Annotated in this window: 12 protein-coding genes; 2 read left to right on the forward strand and 10 right to left on the reverse strand. The window is 73.4% G+C overall.

The window, feature by feature from the left end; all coding sequences use genetic code 11:
- Positions 1–17 precede the first annotated feature (17 nt).
- Positions 18–242 (reverse strand): 50S ribosomal protein L31, encoded by a 225-nt coding sequence (rpmE, locus tag SLP03_RS12780; RefSeq protein ID WP_319460788.1) that lies wholly within the window; start codon positions 240–242, stop codon positions 18–20.
- Between the two features lie 270 nt (positions 243–512).
- On the opposite strand from rpmE, the gene SLP03_RS12785 reads away from it, so the two are divergent.
- On the forward strand, positions 513–1,409 hold the full coding sequence (locus tag SLP03_RS12785; protein ID WP_319460789.1) for an AAA family ATPase: 897 nt from the start codon (positions 513–515) through the stop codon (positions 1,407–1,409).
- Positions 1,410–1,580: 171 nt separating this feature from the next.
- On the opposite strand, the gene rho is transcribed toward SLP03_RS12785, so the two are convergent.
- Positions 1,581–3,701 (reverse strand): transcription termination factor Rho, encoded by a 2,121-nt coding sequence (gene rho, locus SLP03_RS12790; protein WP_319460790.1) that lies wholly within the window; start codon positions 3,699–3,701, stop codon positions 1,581–1,583.
- A gap of 294 nt (positions 3,702–3,995) precedes the next feature.
- On the reverse strand, positions 3,996–4,940 hold the full coding sequence (gene thrB, locus SLP03_RS12795; protein WP_319460791.1) for a homoserine kinase: 945 nt from the start codon (positions 4,938–4,940) through the stop codon (positions 3,996–3,998).
- A 106-nt stretch (positions 4,941–5,046) separates the two neighbouring features.
- Here thrB and SLP03_RS12800 point away from each other — a divergent pair, with 106 nt between their 5' ends.
- Positions 5,047–5,490, forward strand: a complete 444-nt coding sequence (locus SLP03_RS12800) for a hypothetical protein (RefSeq protein WP_319460792.1) — start codon at positions 5,047–5,049, stop codon at positions 5,488–5,490.
- A gap of 23 nt (positions 5,491–5,513) precedes the next feature.
- On the opposite strand, the gene SLP03_RS12805 is transcribed toward SLP03_RS12800, so the two are convergent.
- From SLP03_RS12805 to argS, 7 genes are all read right to left on the reverse strand, one after another.
- Positions 5,514–6,758: an MFS transporter gene (locus tag SLP03_RS12805; protein WP_319460793.1), complete on the reverse strand. Its 1,245-nt coding sequence runs from the start codon at positions 6,756–6,758 to the stop codon at positions 5,514–5,516.
- Positions 6,759–6,779: 21 nt separating this feature from the next.
- Positions 6,780–7,589 (reverse strand): polysaccharide deacetylase family protein, encoded by an 810-nt coding sequence (locus tag SLP03_RS12810; protein ID WP_319460794.1) that lies wholly within the window; start codon positions 7,587–7,589, stop codon positions 6,780–6,782.
- A 189-nt stretch (positions 7,590–7,778) separates the two neighbouring features.
- On the reverse strand, positions 7,779–11,033 hold the full coding sequence (locus SLP03_RS12815; protein WP_319460795.1) for an efflux RND transporter permease subunit: 3,255 nt from the start codon (positions 11,031–11,033) through the stop codon (positions 7,779–7,781).
- Positions 11,034–11,134: 101 nt separating this feature from the next.
- The gene (thrC, locus tag SLP03_RS12820; RefSeq protein WP_319460796.1) at positions 11,135–12,184 is read right to left on the reverse strand and encodes a threonine synthase; all 1,050 of its coding nucleotides are present in this window, start codon (positions 12,182–12,184) and stop codon (positions 11,135–11,137) included.
- 104 nt (positions 12,185–12,288) lie between these two features.
- Positions 12,289–13,602: a homoserine dehydrogenase gene (locus SLP03_RS12825; protein ID WP_319460836.1), complete on the reverse strand. Its 1,314-nt coding sequence runs from the start codon at positions 13,600–13,602 to the stop codon at positions 12,289–12,291.
- 8 nt (positions 13,603–13,610) lie between these two features.
- Positions 13,611–14,993, reverse strand: coding sequence for a diaminopimelate decarboxylase (lysA, locus tag SLP03_RS12830; RefSeq protein ID WP_319460797.1), 1,383 nt, complete (start codon positions 14,991–14,993; stop codon positions 13,611–13,613).
- Positions 14,994–15,000: 7 nt separating this feature from the next.
- The gene (gene argS / locus SLP03_RS12835; RefSeq protein WP_319460798.1) at positions 15,001–16,668 is read right to left on the reverse strand and encodes an arginine--tRNA ligase; all 1,668 of its coding nucleotides are present in this window, start codon (positions 16,666–16,668) and stop codon (positions 15,001–15,003) included.
- Positions 16,669–16,720 lie beyond the last annotated feature (52 nt).

The following is a 16,720-nucleotide window of genomic DNA, read 5'->3' on the forward strand; positions in this document are numbered from 1 at the left end:
GGGCGTCGTCGGTGAAGCTACTTGGCCTTCTTGGCCTGAACCTTGGCGTACTTCTGCTGGAACTTCGCGACCCGACCGGCGGTGTCGAGAACGCGCTGCTTACCGGTGTAGAACGGGTGGCAGGCGCTGCAGGTCTCGGCGTGGATGGCGCCGCCCTTGGCGGTGCTGCGGGTCGTGAAGACGTTACCGCAGGAACAGGTAACCTCGGTGGTCACGTACTCCGGGTGGATGTTGGGCTTCATGTCGCCTCGGTCCTTTCGTGGATGGTCGCCGGGTCGCCGTCGATCTCTCCCCGTCGTACACGACGGGCTCGGGCGTGAACCGGAACCGGTGGCCGATTGACCAGTGTGCCATGGGCGTCGGCCGACCCGGCGAGCGGGCCGCACACGTGGTCCGGCAGGCGTAACGCTCGCCTCTCCGTACGCATTCCCGCCCCGCCCGCGGGCATTCGCCAGGTCGTACCGTGAGACCCCGGCGCGGGACCGGGACCGGACGAACCGGGGGTGGGAGGGATGTTTCGCCTGATCGCGACCCGGGGCCTGCCGGCCTCCGGCAAGACGACCTTCGCCCGCCGGCTCCAGCCCGGTGTGGTCCGGGTCAACCGGGACGACCTGCGCCGGATGATGCACGGCGAGCGACTCTTCACCCAGTGGGCCGAGGGGCAGGTCACCAAGGCCCAGCGGGCCCAGGTGGAGGCGCTCCTGGCGGCCCGGGTGAGCGTCTGCGTGGACGACACCAACCTGCGGGCCCGGACGCTGCGGGACTGGGCGGAGCTGGCCGAGCGGTTCGGCGCCGCGTTCGAGGTGCACGACTTCACCGACGTACCGCTGGAGGAGTGCCTGCGCCGGGACGCCGAGCGGCCGGAGTCCGACCGGGTCGGCGAGGCGGCGATCCGCCGGCTGCACGACCGCTACCTGGCCAACCGCCCGCTGCCGCTGCCGGTGCCGACGGCCCGCACGGGCACGCCGGCCGCGGTCCACCCGCCCCACCCCGAGCCGCCGGCGATCGTGCTGGTGGACATCGACGGCACGGTGGCGCTGAACGTCTCCCGCAGCCCGTACGACATGGCCCGGGTGGGCGAGGACGCACCGAACGAGGCGGTGATCGCGGCGGTGCGGGCGATGCACACCGCCGGCCACGGGGTGGTCTTCTGCTCCGGGCGGGACGCCTCGGCCCGGGCCGACACGGAGGCCTGGCTGGCCCGGCACGTCCGGATCCCCTACCTGGTGCTGCACCTGCGGGCGATCGGCGACCACCGCAAGGACGCGATCGTCAAGCGGGAGATCTACGAACGGGAGATCAGGGAGCGGTACCGGGTGGTCGGCGTCTTCGACGACCGGATGCAGGTGGTACGGATGTGGCGGTCGCTCGGCCTGACCGTGTTCCAGGTCGCCGAGGGCGACTTCTGACCGGCCGCCGCCGGTGTCGCCCTGCCGGTTCAGGCCCGAGACGATCCACAGTGGGGCCGCTCGGCGGCGGACCCGCGCGTGCCATCGGGCCGCCGCATCTCGGCGGCCCGGACGCGGAGAAGGGCACGGCCGCAAGGCCGTGCCCTTCTCATCGCTCCTACCGGGCTGGTGTCACTCCCCCGGCGTGGACTTCGCGATCTGCATCAGGAACTCGATGTTGGTCCGGGACTGCTTGAGCCGGTCCAGCAGCAGGTCCAGCGCCGCCTGCGAATCCAGCGAGTGGAGCACCTTCCGGAGCTTGTGGATGATCGCCAGCTCCTCCGGCGCGAGCAGGACCTCCTCCTTGCGGGTGCCGGAGGGGTTGATGTCGATCGCCGGGAAGACCCGCTTGTCGGCGATCTTCCGGTCCAGCTTGAGCTCGGCGTTACCGGTGCCCTTGAACTCCTCGAAGATGACCGTGTCCGCCATGGACCCGGTCTCCACCAGCGCGGTGGCGAGGATGGTCAGCGAGCCACCGTTCTCGATGTTGCGGGCCGCACCGAGGAACCGCTTCGGCGGGTAGAGCGCGGTGGAGTCGATACCACCCGACATGATCCGGCCGCTGGCCGGCGCCGCCAGGTTGTACGACCGACCGAGCCGGGTCACCGAGTCGAGCAGCACGACGACGTCGTGTCCCAGCTCGACCAGACGCTTCGCCCGCTCGATCGCCAGCTCCGCCACCGTGGTGTGGTCCTGCGGCGGACGGTCGAACGTGGCCGCGATGACCTCGCCCTTCACCGACCGGGTCATGTCGGTGACCTCTTCCGGCCGCTCGTCGACCAGCACCACCATCAGGTGGCACTCCGGGTTGTTGCGGGTGATCGCGTTCGCGATCGCCTGCAGCACCATCGTCTTACCCGCCTTCGGCGGCGACACGATCAGCGCCCGCTGGCCCTTACCGATCGGCATGACCAGGTCGATCACCCGGGTGGTGAGGATGTGCGGCTCGGTCTCCAGCCGCAGCCGCTCCTGCGGGTACAGCGGAGTCAGCTTGTAGAACTCCGGCCGACGCCGCGCCTCCTCCGGCTCCATCCCGTTGATGGTGTCCAGCCGGACCAGCGGGTTGTACTTGTCGCGACGCTGCTCGCCGTCCCGCGTGTCCCGGGCGGCCCGCACGGCGCCCGTGATGGCGTCACCGCGGCGCAGGCCGTACTTCTTGATCTGGGACATCGAGACGTAGACGTCGTTCGGGCCGGCCAGGTAGCCGGTGGTCCGGACGAAGGCGTAGTTGTCGAGCACGTCGATGATGCCGGCCACCGGGACGAGCACGTCGTCCTCGCTGACCTGCGGCTCGCGGCCGCCACTGTCGCCGCCGCCGTCGACCCGGTCGCCCCGGCCGCGTCGACGGTCCCGGAACCGGCTGCGCCGGCCGCGCCGGCCGCCGCCCTCGCCGTCGTCGTCGGAGTCGTTGTCCCGCTCGGCCCGCGGGCCACGGTCGTTACGGTCGTTGCGGTCGCCCCGGTCGTTGCGCTCGTTACGGTCGCCCCGCTCGGCGCGCTCGCCCCGCTCGTTGCGCTCGGCCCGGTCGCCCCCGCGCTCACCGCGCTCGGTCCGGTCACCGCCCCGCTCGCCGCCGCGCTCGGCACCGCGCTCGGTCCGCTCGGCACCGCGCTCGGTCCGCTCGGTCCGCTCGGCACCGCGCTCGGTCCGCTCGGCACGCTCGCCGCCACGCTCGGTCCGCTCGGCACCGCGCTCGGTCCGCTCGGCACCGCGCTCGGTCCGCTCGGCACCGCGCTCGGTCCGCTCGGCACCGCGCTCGGTCCGCTCGGCACCGCGCTCGCGACCGCCGCGGCCCTCGCCGCGCTCGACCCGCTCGCCGGTCTCGGCCGGAACCTCCTCGGTGCGCGCCTCGGTCGTCGTCGCGGCTCGGCCACGACGGGTCCGGGTGCGACCCTCGGTCGCCTCGGCCGCCGGAGCCTGCTCGGCGGGGCGGCGCTCGGTGTCGGCCCGCTCCTCCCGCACCTCGGCGTGCACCTCTTCCCGGGCGGGAGCGGCCGCAGCAGCGACCTCGGCCCGCGGTCGAGGGGTCCCGGCGGCGGCGCCGCCCTGCCGCTCGGTGATCGCGCTGATCAGCTCGCCCTTACGCATGCGAGCCGTACCCGAGATACCGAGCGACGCGGCCAGGCTCTGCAGCTCCGGCAGCAGCATCGCCGACAGGCCGGTACCGCTGCGCCGACGGCGTGTGGGGGCGGCGGTGGTGGCATCGCCAGCGACGTTGGAAACATCCGACGTCACGTCGGTGGTGTCGCTCAATGGATTCCTTCCCTCGATAGGCCGGGACTGCCCGGAGTCGAAAACCAGGTGGCCGGGCGGCCTCGGTGCACCCGCCTCGCATTGACGCGTCGCGGGAGTCTGTGACACAGCAGCCGGTCGGTTTCCCGACTCACCAACGTCGGTGAGCAGGTCTCGCCGTCTGCGGCGACCTGTGGAAACTGCGGTGCGGCGTGGGCCTTGGCAGGGGTGACGGGCTGACCGCCGAGAGCTTCGGGGGTGCGCCGACCCGCAGGAGATCGCATGCTTCGCGGCTGTGCTGAGTCTAGAGCGTAATCAACTCTTACGACCTGCGGCAACAGGGTCCCGCTCGGCGTGTCCAAGTCTACCCCGGGCAACCCGTGCACCGCTGACGTCTATCGGCAACTGCCAGAGCCGCCAGTCTGTTCCCGGGTCGAAGCCCTCCGACACCTCGGTCAGGGCCAGCACGGTCGGCCCGGCCCCACTGACCACAGCCGCCACACCGACCCCACGCAGGGCGCTGACCAGCGTCGCCGTCCCCGGCATCCCCTCGGCGCGGTATTCCTGGTGCAGCCGGTCGACGGTGGCCGGCAGCAACAGCGCCGGCGCCACGGTCAGCGCGTGCACCAGCAGCGCCGCCCGGCCGGCGTTCAGCGCGGCGTCGGCGTGCGGCACGGTGGCCGGCAGCGCCGCCCGGGCGGTGGCCGTCAAGCCGCGTTGCGCGGGCACCAAGACGGTCGGCCGGACGCCGTCGGCGACCGCCAGCGACACCGCACGTGCCCCGGACGGCTCGGTCCAGGCGATGGTGAAGCCGCCACGCAGGCAGGGCGCCACGTTGTCGGGGTGCCCCTCGAGCTCGGCGGCCAGCCGCAGCACCGCGTCGTCGTCGAGCCGCTCGGCACCGTCGGCGACCAGCGCGCGGGCCAGCAGCACACCCGCGACGATGGCCGCCGAGGAAGAGCCCAGGCCGCGGGCCTGCGGGATCCGGTTGACGCACTCCAGCGCGAGGCCCGGCGGCTGCCCGCCCAGTACGTCGAAGGCGGCCCGCATGGCCGTGGCGACCAGGTGCCGCTCGCCCTCGGGCAGCTCACCGGCGCCCTCACCGGTCACCGTCACGCGGACGCCGCCCGGGGTCACCTCGGCCGCCACGTCGTCGTACAGCCCGAGGGCCAGGCCGAGCGCGTCGAAACCCGGGCCCAGGTTCGCGCTGGTCGCGGGCACCCGGACCCGGACGGGACCGGAGGTGAAAGTCGTCGGCACCGGCTCATGCTATGGCTCGGGACCGACATCACGGCGGACCGCCCGACCCATGGGAATCGCGCGATTCCATTAGCCTGACGCCGATCCACCGACGGCGGGAGGCCACATGCGGTTTCTGGGTTACTCGGGTTGGCAGCTGCTCGCCCAGCTCCCCACCCTGCTCGTGCTGGCGACCGGCCTCGTGCTGGCGCTGGTGAACCGGCGGCTGCCCCGCGGCCCACGGGGGCTGTTGTTCGCCGGAACGGCGGTGCTCCTGCTCGGGGCGTTGCTCAACCTGGCCTGGGTGCTGGCGCTGCCCCACCTGGTCGCCGGCGGCTGGAGCGCCGTCCAGGCGAGCCGGCTGACCCTGGTGATCGGGCCGCTGGGTGCGCTGCTGCACCCGGCCGGGCTGGGCCTGCTCGTCGCCGCCGTCCTCGCCGGACGGCGGGCGACGGCCGCGCCGGCGACCCCGTGGAGCGGCTGGCAGCCGGGGGCCGGTGACCCGGCGCCGCAGCAGTGGGGCGGGCCGGACGTCCCCGCCCCGGCGTCGGCGGGCACCGACCGCGACTGACCCGGGGCGGCGGGCCGGAGCGGTCAGGAGGCGGGGGTGGACTCCGGCTCGGTCGCCGGATCGGTGAGGGAGAGCCGCCGGGTGGCCAGTCGCCAGCCGAGCGCGTACACCAGGGTGACCAGGCCACAGCCCGCCAGCACCGTCCGCTCGTTCACGGTGTCCACCACCAGGGCCACCACCAGCTGGCTGACCGAGATGGCCAGCGTCGCCAGCATCATGTCGGTGGCGAACACCCGGCCGCGCAGGCGGTCCGGCACCTCGCCCTGGAGGGCGTAGTTGGACAGCACCCAGTTGCTGCCGCCGCCGAAGTGGGCGAGGAAGACCAGCACCAGCACCAGCGGGAACCAGCTGACCGCCGAGGCGCCCAGATAGGCCACGCCGTACAGGGACATCGACAGGGCCAGGCCCGGCAGCAGCCAGGCGCGCTTGGTGAGCACCCGCCGCATCAGGATCGGCCCGACCAGGGCGCCCGCGCCCCGTGAGGCGAAGAGCAGGCCGGTGCCGACCGCGCCGACCCCGTACACGCCGGCGAGCAGCGGAAACACGGTCAGCACCCCGTTGCCAAGCCCGACCGCCGACTTCACGGTGACCAGCGCCAGCACCCGGGGCCGGTGGCCGATGTAGCGCAGCGCCTCGCGGATCGCCGGCCAGGTGCGCTGCACCGGGCCGCCGGGCTCGCGGGCGGACTGCAACGGCCGGCGGATCAGCGCGGCCAGGCACGCCGCGAGCGCCAGGCCGACCGCCGCCACCCAGAAGCAGGCGTACGGGCCGGCGGCCGCGCTCAGCATGCCGCCGAGCGATGCGCCGACGACCGTCATGGTGCCCCAGGCGGAACCGGCGACGGCGTTGCCGGCGGCGAGATCGTCGGGGTCGAGCACGTTGGGCAGGGCGGCCTGGGCGGCCGGCGAGTAGAAGGCCTTCGCCACCGCGACGGCACCGATCGCCACCATCGCCAGCCACGCCGTGCCGGCGCTGTGGACGCCGAGCAGCAGCAGGACGCCGACCAGGGCGGCGACGTTGGCCACCATCATGATCTTCCGGCGGTCGAACCGGTCCGCGATGGTGCCGGTGTACGGCAGCAGCAGCGCCACCGTGCCGGTGTCCACGGCGAGCACCAGCGCGCCCCATACCCCGCTGCCGGTCAGCTGGGGCAGGAGCACCAGCAGGGGCACCATGACGAACCAGTCGGCTCCGAAGACCACCAGCTCGGCGAGGAAGAGGTTGCGGAAGTCGCGGTTGCGGACGAGGACCGCGAGCGTGGGTGACACGCCGGAACCCTATCGGGCCGGTCAGACGACCGTGGCGTGACCGAGCAGCTGGGAGACCGTCACGAAGGTGTAGCCGCGGGCGCGCAGTCCGGTGATCATGTCGGGCAGCCCGCGGAGCGCGACCAACCGCCGCTCCGTCCCCACGTCGTGGCCGAGCAGGATGGTGCCGGGCTGCACGTCGGCGACGATCCGCCGGGCGTGGCCGGCCGGGTCGTGCGGGAACTCGCCCTCGACCATCTGCAGCGTCCAGAGCACCAGCCGGTAGTCGAGCCGGGCGGCGGCGTGCAGCACCGCCCCGCCGAGGTGCCCCCATGGCGGTCGGACCAGCCGGGGCGCCACCCCGGCCACCTCGGCGATCGCGTCGTGGCTGCGCCGCAGGTCGTCGTAGGCGGCGTGCGCGTCGAGCCGGGCCAGATCGTGGTGGGCCCAGCTGTGGTTGCCCACCTCGTGCCGGCCCAGCCGGCCACGCAGCAGCGCGGCGTGCTCCCGGACCCGCGCCCCGACCAGGAAGAACGTCGCCGGCACGGCGAGCCGGTCCAGCGCGTCCAGCACCATCGGCGTCCACTGTGGCAGCGGGCCGTCGTCGAAGGTGAGCGCGACCAGCCGGTCGGTGGTGCGTACCCCCCAGATGACCTCGACCGCGCCGGAGCCGACCTGCTGGTGCCCGCTGCCGAGGGTGGCGCTGGCCGGGCCGCCGGCGAGCGGGAGCCGCCGGTCGGCGATCCGGCTGGTCTGGGAGGTGGCGGCGGCGCCCAGCGCGGCGCCACCGGCCAGCAGGGCGGTACGGCGCAGCACGGCCCGCCGGCCCCATCGGCCCGCACCTTCCGCCATGGCCCCCGCCCCCGCTCCGGACGGTCGCCCCACCCGGAGCGATCCGATACTCAGTATGCAACAACCCACCGACGGCACAGCGTCACACATTCGACGCAGGTCGCCACAGGGGGTGATCCACCCGCCGGACCCGGACACGGCGACGCCCCCGGCAGGCTGGCCTGCCGGGGGCGTCTCCAGGTCACCCGCTCAATCGGTGGGCGGCAGCGGCGACCGGCGGCTCTTCGGCAGACGCAGCACCTCGAACTGGTCCGTTCCGCCGATCAACGCCGCCGACGGTCGCCGGGCCGGCGCGTCCGCCCCGGCCCCCGCCCGCTGGTCGTCGGCGACGGCCCCGTCGGTGGCCGGGGCCACGTCCGGAGCCGGCCCGCCTACTTCGGTGCCACCGGTACGGCGTGCCCGCCGCTCCCGCAGCGACTCCTTGGTGCGCTCCACCATCGTGTACAGCGTCGGCACCAGGATCAGGGTCAGCAGCGTCGAGCTGAGCAGGCCGCCGATCACCACCACCGCGAGGGGCTGCGAGATGAAGCCGCCCTCGCCGGTGAGCCCGAAGGCCATCGGCAGCAGCGCGAAGATGGTGGCGACCGCGGTCATCAGGATCGGGCGCAGCCGGCGCCGACCCCCCTCGACGACCGCCTCGGTCACGCCCCTCCCCTGGGCCCGGTACTGGTTGATCAGGTCGAGCAGCACGATCGCGTTGGTGACCACGATGCCGACCAGCATCAGGACGCCGATCAGCGCCGGCACGCCCAGCGGCGTCCCGGTGGCCAGCAGCAGCCCGATCGCGCCGGTGGCGGCGAACGGGATGGAGATCAGCAGGATCAGCGCCTGGGTCAGGCTGCGGAACGTGCCCACCATGATCAGGAAGACGATCGCGATCGCGGCCAGCACGGCCAGCCCCAGGTCGGCGAAGGCCTCCTTCTGGTCCGCGCTGACCCCACCCACGGTGAACGTCGCGCCGGGTACGTCCAGCGCGTCCAGCCGCTTCTGCAGCTCCTGGGTGGTGGCGCCCAGGTTGGAGCCGGTGGCCGTACCGGTGACGGAGACGCTGCGCTCACCGTCGATCCGGGTGACCTGCTGCGGCCCCTCGACCTGGTTGACGTCGGCGACGTCGTCCAGCCTGACCCGGCCGACCGGCAGCGCCCGCAGCTCGGCCACGCTCACCGGCGGGCGGGCCCCGGTGCTCAGCACCACGTCCTGCTGCGCCCCGTCGAGGCTGACCTGGCCCAGCGGCGCGCCCCGATATGCCTGGGCGACGAGCTGCCCCACCGCCGCCTCGGTCAGCCCGGCGCGGGCCGCGGCGACGCGGTCGACGGTGACCTCGATCCGGGGCACCCGCTCGGCCAGGCTGGTGGAGACGTCCTCGACCCCCGGCGTGCCGGCCATCGCGTCGCGGGCGGCCTCGGCGGCCCGGGTAAGCGCCTCGGCGTCGGCGGCCTGCACGACCACCTCGAGCTGGTTGGCGGAGGTGCTCTGCCCGGCGCCGAAGCTCAGCTCGCCGGCGTCGGGGCCGAGGGCGTCGAACTCCCCGCGCAGGGTCCGCTTGACCTTCGCCGCGTCGGTGCCCGCGTCGAGCGCGACCGAGAAGGTGGCGGTGTTGTTGCCACCGCCGCCCGCCCACGGCTGGTCGCTGCCGCCCGCGCTCACCTGGTACGTCCGCACGCCCTCGGTACGCGCCAGCACCGCCTCGACCTTCGCGGCCGCCTGGTCGGTGCCGGCCAGGCCGGTGCCGGCCGGCAGCTCCTGGGTGATGTTCAGGGTGTCCTGGCCGGAGTCGTCCAGGAAGTTGGTCTCCAGCTTCTGCGCGAGCCCGAAGGTGCCGAGCAGCACGAGCAGCCCCAACCCGACGGTGATCCAGCGGGTCTTCCGGGACCGGGTGGCGAACCCGATCGCCGGCAGGTACGCCCGCTGCAGCGGGCTGCGCAGCTCCTTCTCCTCGGCGGCGCGGCGCGCCGCCGCGTCGTCCGCGCCGCCCCGGCGCGGCTTCAGGAACCCGTAGGCGAGCACCCGGATCACGGTGAGCGAGACCAGCAGGGAGGCGACCAGGGCGACCGTCACGGTGATCGCGAACGGCGCGAAGAGCTGCCCGATGAAGCCGCCCACCAGCGCGATCGGCGCGAAGACGGCGACCGTGGTGAGCGTGGAGGCGGTCACCGCCCCGGCCACCTCGCGGACCGCGCCGAGGATGGCTTCCCGCTTCGGCTCGCCGTACTCCAGGTGCCGCTTGATGTTTTCCAGCACCACGATGGAGTCGTCGACCACCCGGCCGACGGCGATGGTCAGCGCGCCGAGGGTGAGCAGGTTGAGCGAGTAGTCGCCGGCCCAGAGCGCGATCAGCGCGACCAGCACCGACAGCGGGATGGAGACCGCGGTGACCAGCGTGGAGCGGACGGACAGCAGGAAGACCAGGATCACCACCACCGCCATCAGCAGGCCGAGCAGGCCCTCGGTGGTCAGGCTGTCGATGGACCGCTCGACGAACGGGGCCTGGTCGAAGACGACGGTCAGGTCCGCGCCGGAGGCCGCCTTCAGGTCGTCGAGCCGGTCCCGGATCTCGTGGGAGATCGCCACGGCGTTGCCGTCGGGACTGGCGGTGACGGCGATGCCCAGGCTGAGCTTGCCGTTGGTCCGGGTGATCGCGGTGGCCGGGGCGAGCTGCTGCTCGACCCGCGCCACGTCGCCGAGGCGGACCGGCAGGGCGGGGGCGGTGGCCAGGACGATGCCGCGCAGGTCCTCGACCGTCCGGACCGGGGTGCCGACCTGGACGGGAAGCGACCGGCTCCCGTCGGCGACCGCGCCGGCCGGCACCGCGACGCCGTTGGTCTTCAGCGCCTGGGCGATCGCGGTAGGCGCCAGCCGGGCCGCCGCCAGCTTCGCCGGGTCTGGGGTGATCAGGACGACCTGGTCGCGGGTGCCGGTCACCGCGACCGTGCGGACCCCGTCCAGGCCTTCCAGCTCCGGTACGACGGTCTGGCGCAGCTTCTCCGCGAGGGCCCGCTCGTCGTCGGCACCGGTCGCGGCGACCACCACGGCGGGCAGGTCGTCGGTGCTGCCGGCGAGGACTTGCGGGTCCACCCCCTGGGGCAGCTGGGCGTCGATCCGGTTCAGCGCGGTCTGCATCTTGTTCACCACGTCGTCCAGGTCGGTGCCGAACTCGTACTGCACCTGGATGGTGGTGGAGCCCTCGCGGGAGGTGGAGGTGACCTTGTCCAGCCCCGGGATGCCCTGGAGGCTGCTCTCGATCGGTTCGGTGACCTGGGACTCGACGATCTCCGGCGCGGCGCCCGGGTACGCCGCCACGATGAACGCGGCGGGGAACTCCAGCGACGGCAGCAGCTGCTGCTTCAGCGACGGCACGGCGTACGCCCCGAACGCCGTGGTCACCAGCGCGATGAGGAGCACCAGCCCCCGGTTGGCGAGGCTGAATCTGGCGAGCAGCGACATCGGCGTGGCTCACTTTTGAGGAAGGGTTGCGGGGTGGGCAAAGTCTGCCCGACCGATCATCCCCTCCCCCACCCACCCCCGCGGCGACGCGGCGGGGTGGGTCAGGCGAGGTCGAGGGAGCGGGCGGCGGCGAGGGGGTCGTTGGCGATGGTGACGGGGGCCGGCGCGGTGGAGATGGCCCACTCGGGGTCCTTGAGGCCGTGGCCGGTGACCGTGCAGACCACCGTGGAGCCGGGCGGGACCCGGCCGGCCGCCGCCTGCTGGAGCAGCCCGGCAACGCTGGCCGCGCTGCCCAGCTCGACGAAGACGCCGACCTCCCGGGCCAGCAGCCGGTACGCCGACAGGATCTCCCGGTCGGTCACCGCGGCGATCAGGCCGTCCGAGGCGTCCCGGGCGTCGACCGCCTTGCTCCAGCTCGCCGGGTTGCCGATCCGGATGGCGGTGGCGATGGTGGACGGCTCCGGCACCACCTGCCCGGTGACGATGGGCGCCGCGCCGGCCGCCTGGAAGCCGTACATCTTCGGAGCCCTCGTGGCGTTGCCGTCGCGCAGCTCCTCCGAGTAGCCCATCCAGTACGCGGAGACGTTGCCGGCGTTGCCCACCGGCAGGCAGTGGATGTCGGGGGCGTCGCCGAGCGCCTCGACGATCTCGAAGGCGGCGGTCTTCTGCCCGTGCAACCGGTCGATGTTCACCGAGTTGACCAGGGCCACCGGGTAGTCCTGGGCGAGCTTCCCGGCCAACGCCAGGCAGTCGTCGAAGTTGCCCTGGACCTGGAGCAGCTTGGCGCCGTGCACCAGCGCCTGGGCCAGCTTGCCCAGCGCGATCTTGCCCTGCGGTACCAGCACGGCGCAGGTGATCCCGGCGCGGGCCGCGTAGGCGGCGGCGGAGGCGCTGGTGTTGCCAGTGGAGGCGCAGATGATCGCCTTGTCACCGGCCTCGACCGCCTTGGAGACCGCGAGGGTCATGCCGCGGTCCTTGAACGAGCCGGTCGGGTTGGCCCCCTCGACCTTGAGCCAGACGTCCGCGCCGAGCCGGGTGGAGAGCACCGGCGCCGGCAGCAGCGGGGTGTTCCCCTCGTGCAGGGTGACGACCGGGGTGGCGTCGGTGACCGGCAGCCGGTCCCGGTACGTCTCGATCAGACCCCGCCACATGTCGCTCTCCTCGCCTCTACCGGCCCTGTCGCCCGTCAAGCCTGGACCAGCGTCCCGGGCCGCCGCCCGGCGCACCCGCCCTCAACCACCTGACGGGACATGGCCTACTGGCCGCCCTCGACCCGCAGCACGCTCGTCACCGAGCGGACGATCTCCAGCCCGCGCAGCGCGCGGACGGTGGCCGCGAGCGCGGCGTCCGGCGCCACGTGCGTGACGATGACCAGCTCGGCGTCCTGGCCCCGGCCGGCCGGGCCGCCGCCCGCCGGGCCCTGCCGCACCGTGGCGATGGAGACCTCGTGCCGGGCGAACACCCCGGCCACCGCCTCCAGCACACCGGGACGGTCGGCCACGTCGAGGCTGATGTGGTAGCGGGTCAGCGCCTCCCCCATCGGCCGCACGGCCAGGTCCGCGTACGCCGACTCGCTGGCCGCGTGCACCCCGGCGAGCCGGTTGCGGGCCACGGCCACCAGGTCGCCGAGGACGGCGCTGGCGGTCGGCGCGCCGCCCGCCCCACGGCCGTAGAACATCAGCTGCCCGGCCGCCTCCGCCTCGACGAAGACCGCGTTGAACGCGTCGCCGACGCCGGCCAGCGGGTGGCTGAGCGGGATCATCGCCGGGTGCACCCGGACGCTGACCGACTCCCGGCCGGCGGCGTCCGCGCCCCGGGCGGCGATGCAGAGCAGCTTGATGGTGCAGCCCATCGCCTTGGCGCTGGCCACGTCGGCGGCGGTCACCTCGGTGATGCCCTCGCGGTGCACGTCGGCGGCGCCGACCCTGGTGTGGAACGCCAGCGACGCGAGGATGGCGGCCTTGGCGGCGGCGTCGAAGCCCTCCACGTCGGCCGTCGGGTCCGCCTCGGCGTACCCGAGCTCGGTGGCCTCCTCCAGGGCCTCGGCGAAGCCGGCGCCGGTGGCGTCCATCGCGGAGAGGATGAAGTTGGTGGTGCCGTTGACGATGCCGGTGACCCGGTTGATCCGGTCGCCGTGCAGCGACTCGCGCAGCGGGCGCAGCAGCGGGATCGCACCCGCGACGGACGCCTCGTAGTAGAGGTCGGCCCCGCCCTCGGCGGCCGCGTCGTGCAGCGTCGCGCCGTCCTCGGCGAGCAGCGCCTTGTTGGCGGTGACCACGCTCTTGCCGGCGCGCAACGCCTCGACCAGCCAGCCCCGGGCCGGCTCGATGCCGCCGACGACCTCCACCACGATGTCGACGTCGTCCCGCTTGATCAGGCCGAGCGGGTCGGTGGTGAAGAGGGCGGGGTCGACGGGCAGGTCGCCGCGGTCCCGGCCGAGCCGGCGGACGGCGATGCCGGCGATCTCCAGCGGGGCGCCGATCCGGGCGGCGAGGTCGGCCGACTGCTCGTGCAGCAGCCGCACCACGTTGCTGCCGACGGTGCCGCAGCCGAGCAGCGCCAGGCGCACAGGTGAGCTCATCCGACATCCAATGCGAGCAGGTCCTCTTCGGTCTCCCGTCGAACGACCAGACGGGCCCGGCCGTCGCGGACGGCGACGACCGGGGGCCGCGGGACATGGTTGTAGTTGCTGGCCATGCTCCGGCAGTAGGCCCCGGTGCCGGGCACCGCGACAAGATCTCCGGGCTGCACGTCGGCGGGCAGGAATTCATCCTTCACCACGATGTCCCCGGACTCACAGTGCTTTCCCACCACGCGGGCGAGCATCGGCTCCGCCGTCGAGGCCCGGTTCGCCATCGTCGCCGAGTACGACGCGTCGTAGAGCGCGGTCCGGATGTTGTCGCTCATCCCGCCGTCCACGCTCACGTACGTCCGGATGCCATCGACGTCCTTGACCGTGCCGACCTCGTAGAGGGTGAAGACGGCGGGCCCGACGATGGCCCGGCCGGGCTCGATGGAGAGGTGCGGCACGGCCAGCTGCTCGGCCGCGCACTCCCCGTCCACGATCTTGCGGAGCCGCTTGGCCAGGTCGGGCGGGGAAGCCGGGTCGTCCTGGGTGGTGTACGCGATGCCGAAGCCGCCGCCCAGGTCCAGCTCGGGCAGCTCCACCCCGCGGGCGTCGCGGATCTGCGCCTGGAGGCCGAGCACCCGGCGGGCGGAGACCTCGAAGCCGTTGGCGTCGAAGATCTGCGAGCCGATGTGCGAGTGCAGCCCGCGCAGCTCCAGCACGTCCTCGTCGATGACCTGGAACGCGGCGGCGGCCGCCGCCCCGCCGGCGAGGGAGAAGCCGAACTTCTGGTCCTCGTGCGCGGTGGCGATGAACTCGTGGGTGTGCGCCTCCACGCCGACGGTGACCCGGATCAGCACCCTGGGGCGTACCCCCCGCGCGCGGGCCAGCGCGGTGAGCCGGTCGATCTCGGCGAACGAGTCGAGGATGATCCGGCCCACCCCGGCGTCCAGCGCCCGGCCCAGCTCGGCCACGGACTTGTTGTTGCCGTGGAAGCCGATCCGCTCCGGCGGCATCCCGGCCGACAGTGCGGTGGCCAGCTCGCCGCCGGTGCAGACGTCGAGGAACATGCCCTCCTCGGCGATCATCCGGACCACCGCCCGGCAGAGGAACGCCTTGCCGGCGTAGTAGACGTCGGCGTCCGGGAAGGCGGCCCGGAACTCCCGGCAGCGCGACCGCAGGTCGTCCTCGTCCAGCACGTACACCGGGGTGCCGTACTCCGCGGCGAGGTCGCGGACGCCGAGCCCCGCGACGGCGAGCGCGCCGTCGGCGGCCCGGGTGACGTTGCGCGGCCAGAGCTGCGGCACCAGGGCGTTGACCTCGCCCGGCGGACGCAGCCAGGGTGGCCGGCTGCCGATGTCACCGTGCAGGGCACCGGCCTCATGAGCACGCATGGGGAAGCTACATCCTCTCGGGGGCCGAGACGCCGAGCAGGTGCAGGCCGTTGGCGATCACCGTGCGGGTGGCGTCGTTGAGCCAGAGCCGGGCCCGGTGCTGGTCGGTGATCTCCTCATCGCCCTGGGGCAGCACCCGGCAGTTGTCGTAGAACCGGTGGTACGACTGCGCCACGCTCTCCTCGAGGTAGTGGGCCACCCGGTGCGGCTGGCGCAGCTCGGCGGCGGTGGCGACCACGGCGGGGAACTCGGCGAGCGCCTTGAGCAGCTCGTTCTCCTTCTCGTGGGCCAGCAGCTCGGGCCGGAAGTCGTCGGCGTCGCCCCGGGTCAGGCCGACCTCGGCGGCATTGCGGGCCACGCCGGCCGTCCGCGCCGCGACGTACTGCACGTAGTAGATCGGGTTGTCGCGGGTGGCCCGGGTCCACAGCTCGACGTCGATGTCGATCGGCGAGTCGCTGGAGTAGCGGGCGAGCGCGTACCGGGCGGCGTCCACCCCGATCGCGTCGACCAGGTCCTCCAGGGTGACCACGGTGCCGGCCCGCTTGCTCATCCGCACCGGGACGCCGTCCCGGACCAGGTTGACCAGCTGGCCGATGAGGATCTCCAGGTTGCGCTCCGGGTCGTCGCCGAAGCAGGCGGCCATCGCCTTCATCCGGCCGAGGTAGCCGTGATGGTCGGCACCCAGCATGATCACGACGCGCTCGAAGCCGCGCTCGCGCTTGTCGAGGTAGTACGCGCAGTCGGCGGCGAAGTAGGTCCACTCGCCGTTGGACTTGCGCAGCACCCGGTCCTTGTCGTCGCCGAAGTCGGTGGTGCGCAGCCAGGTCGCGCCGTCGGCCTCGTAGACGTGCCCCTGCTCGCGCAGCCGGTTGAGGGCGAGGTCCAGCTCGCCCCGGTCGTGCAGGTCCTTCTCGTTGAAGTAGGTGTCGAACTCGACCCCGAACTGCCGCAGCGAGGAGCGGATCTCGTCGAACATCAGCGCGACGCCCTCGACCCGGAACACCTCCTGAGCGGCCGCGTCGTCCTTTTCCCGCACGTCCGGCCGGCGCTCGACCACCTCGTCGGCGATCTCCGCGAGGTACGCCCCGCCGTAGCCGTCCTCCGGGGCCGGCTCGCCCTTGGCGGCGGCGAGCAGGGACCGGGCGAACCGGTCGATCTGGGAGCCGGCGTCGTTGAAGTAGTACTCGGTGCCGACCTCCGCCCCGGTGGCGCGGAGCAGCCGGCTGAGCGCGTCGCCGACGGCGGCCCAGCGGACCCCGCCGATGTGCACCGGGCCGGTCGGGTTCGCCGAGACGAACTCCAGGTTGATCTTCTGACCGGCGAGGGTGTCGCTGCGGCCGTACTCCGGGCCGGCCTCGACGATCACCTTGGCGAGCTGCCCGGCGGCGGCCGCGTCGAGCCGGATGTTGAGGAAGCCCGGGCCGGCGATCTCCACCGACTTGATGCCCGGCGTCCGACCGAGCCGCTCGGCCAGGGCGGCGGCCAGCTCCCGCGGGGGCACACCCACCTTCTTGCTGAGCTGCAGCGCCAGCGTCGAGGCGTAGTCGCCGTGCTCGGGGTTGCGGGGTCGCTCGACGACGGTCTGCGCGGGCAGCGCGGACGGATCCAGCCCCCGGTCGATGAAGACGGCGTGGGCTGCGGAGAGGACGACCTCGGCGAGTTCTGCGGGAGTCACCGAACCATGTTATCGGGGGTAGACTCGGGCACCGCGGCGGCGACCCAGCATG

Source organism: Micromonospora sp. RTP1Z1 (assembly GCF_033804685.1).
In the GTDB taxonomy this organism is placed as follows: domain Bacteria; phylum Actinomycetota; class Actinomycetes; order Mycobacteriales; family Micromonosporaceae; genus Micromonospora.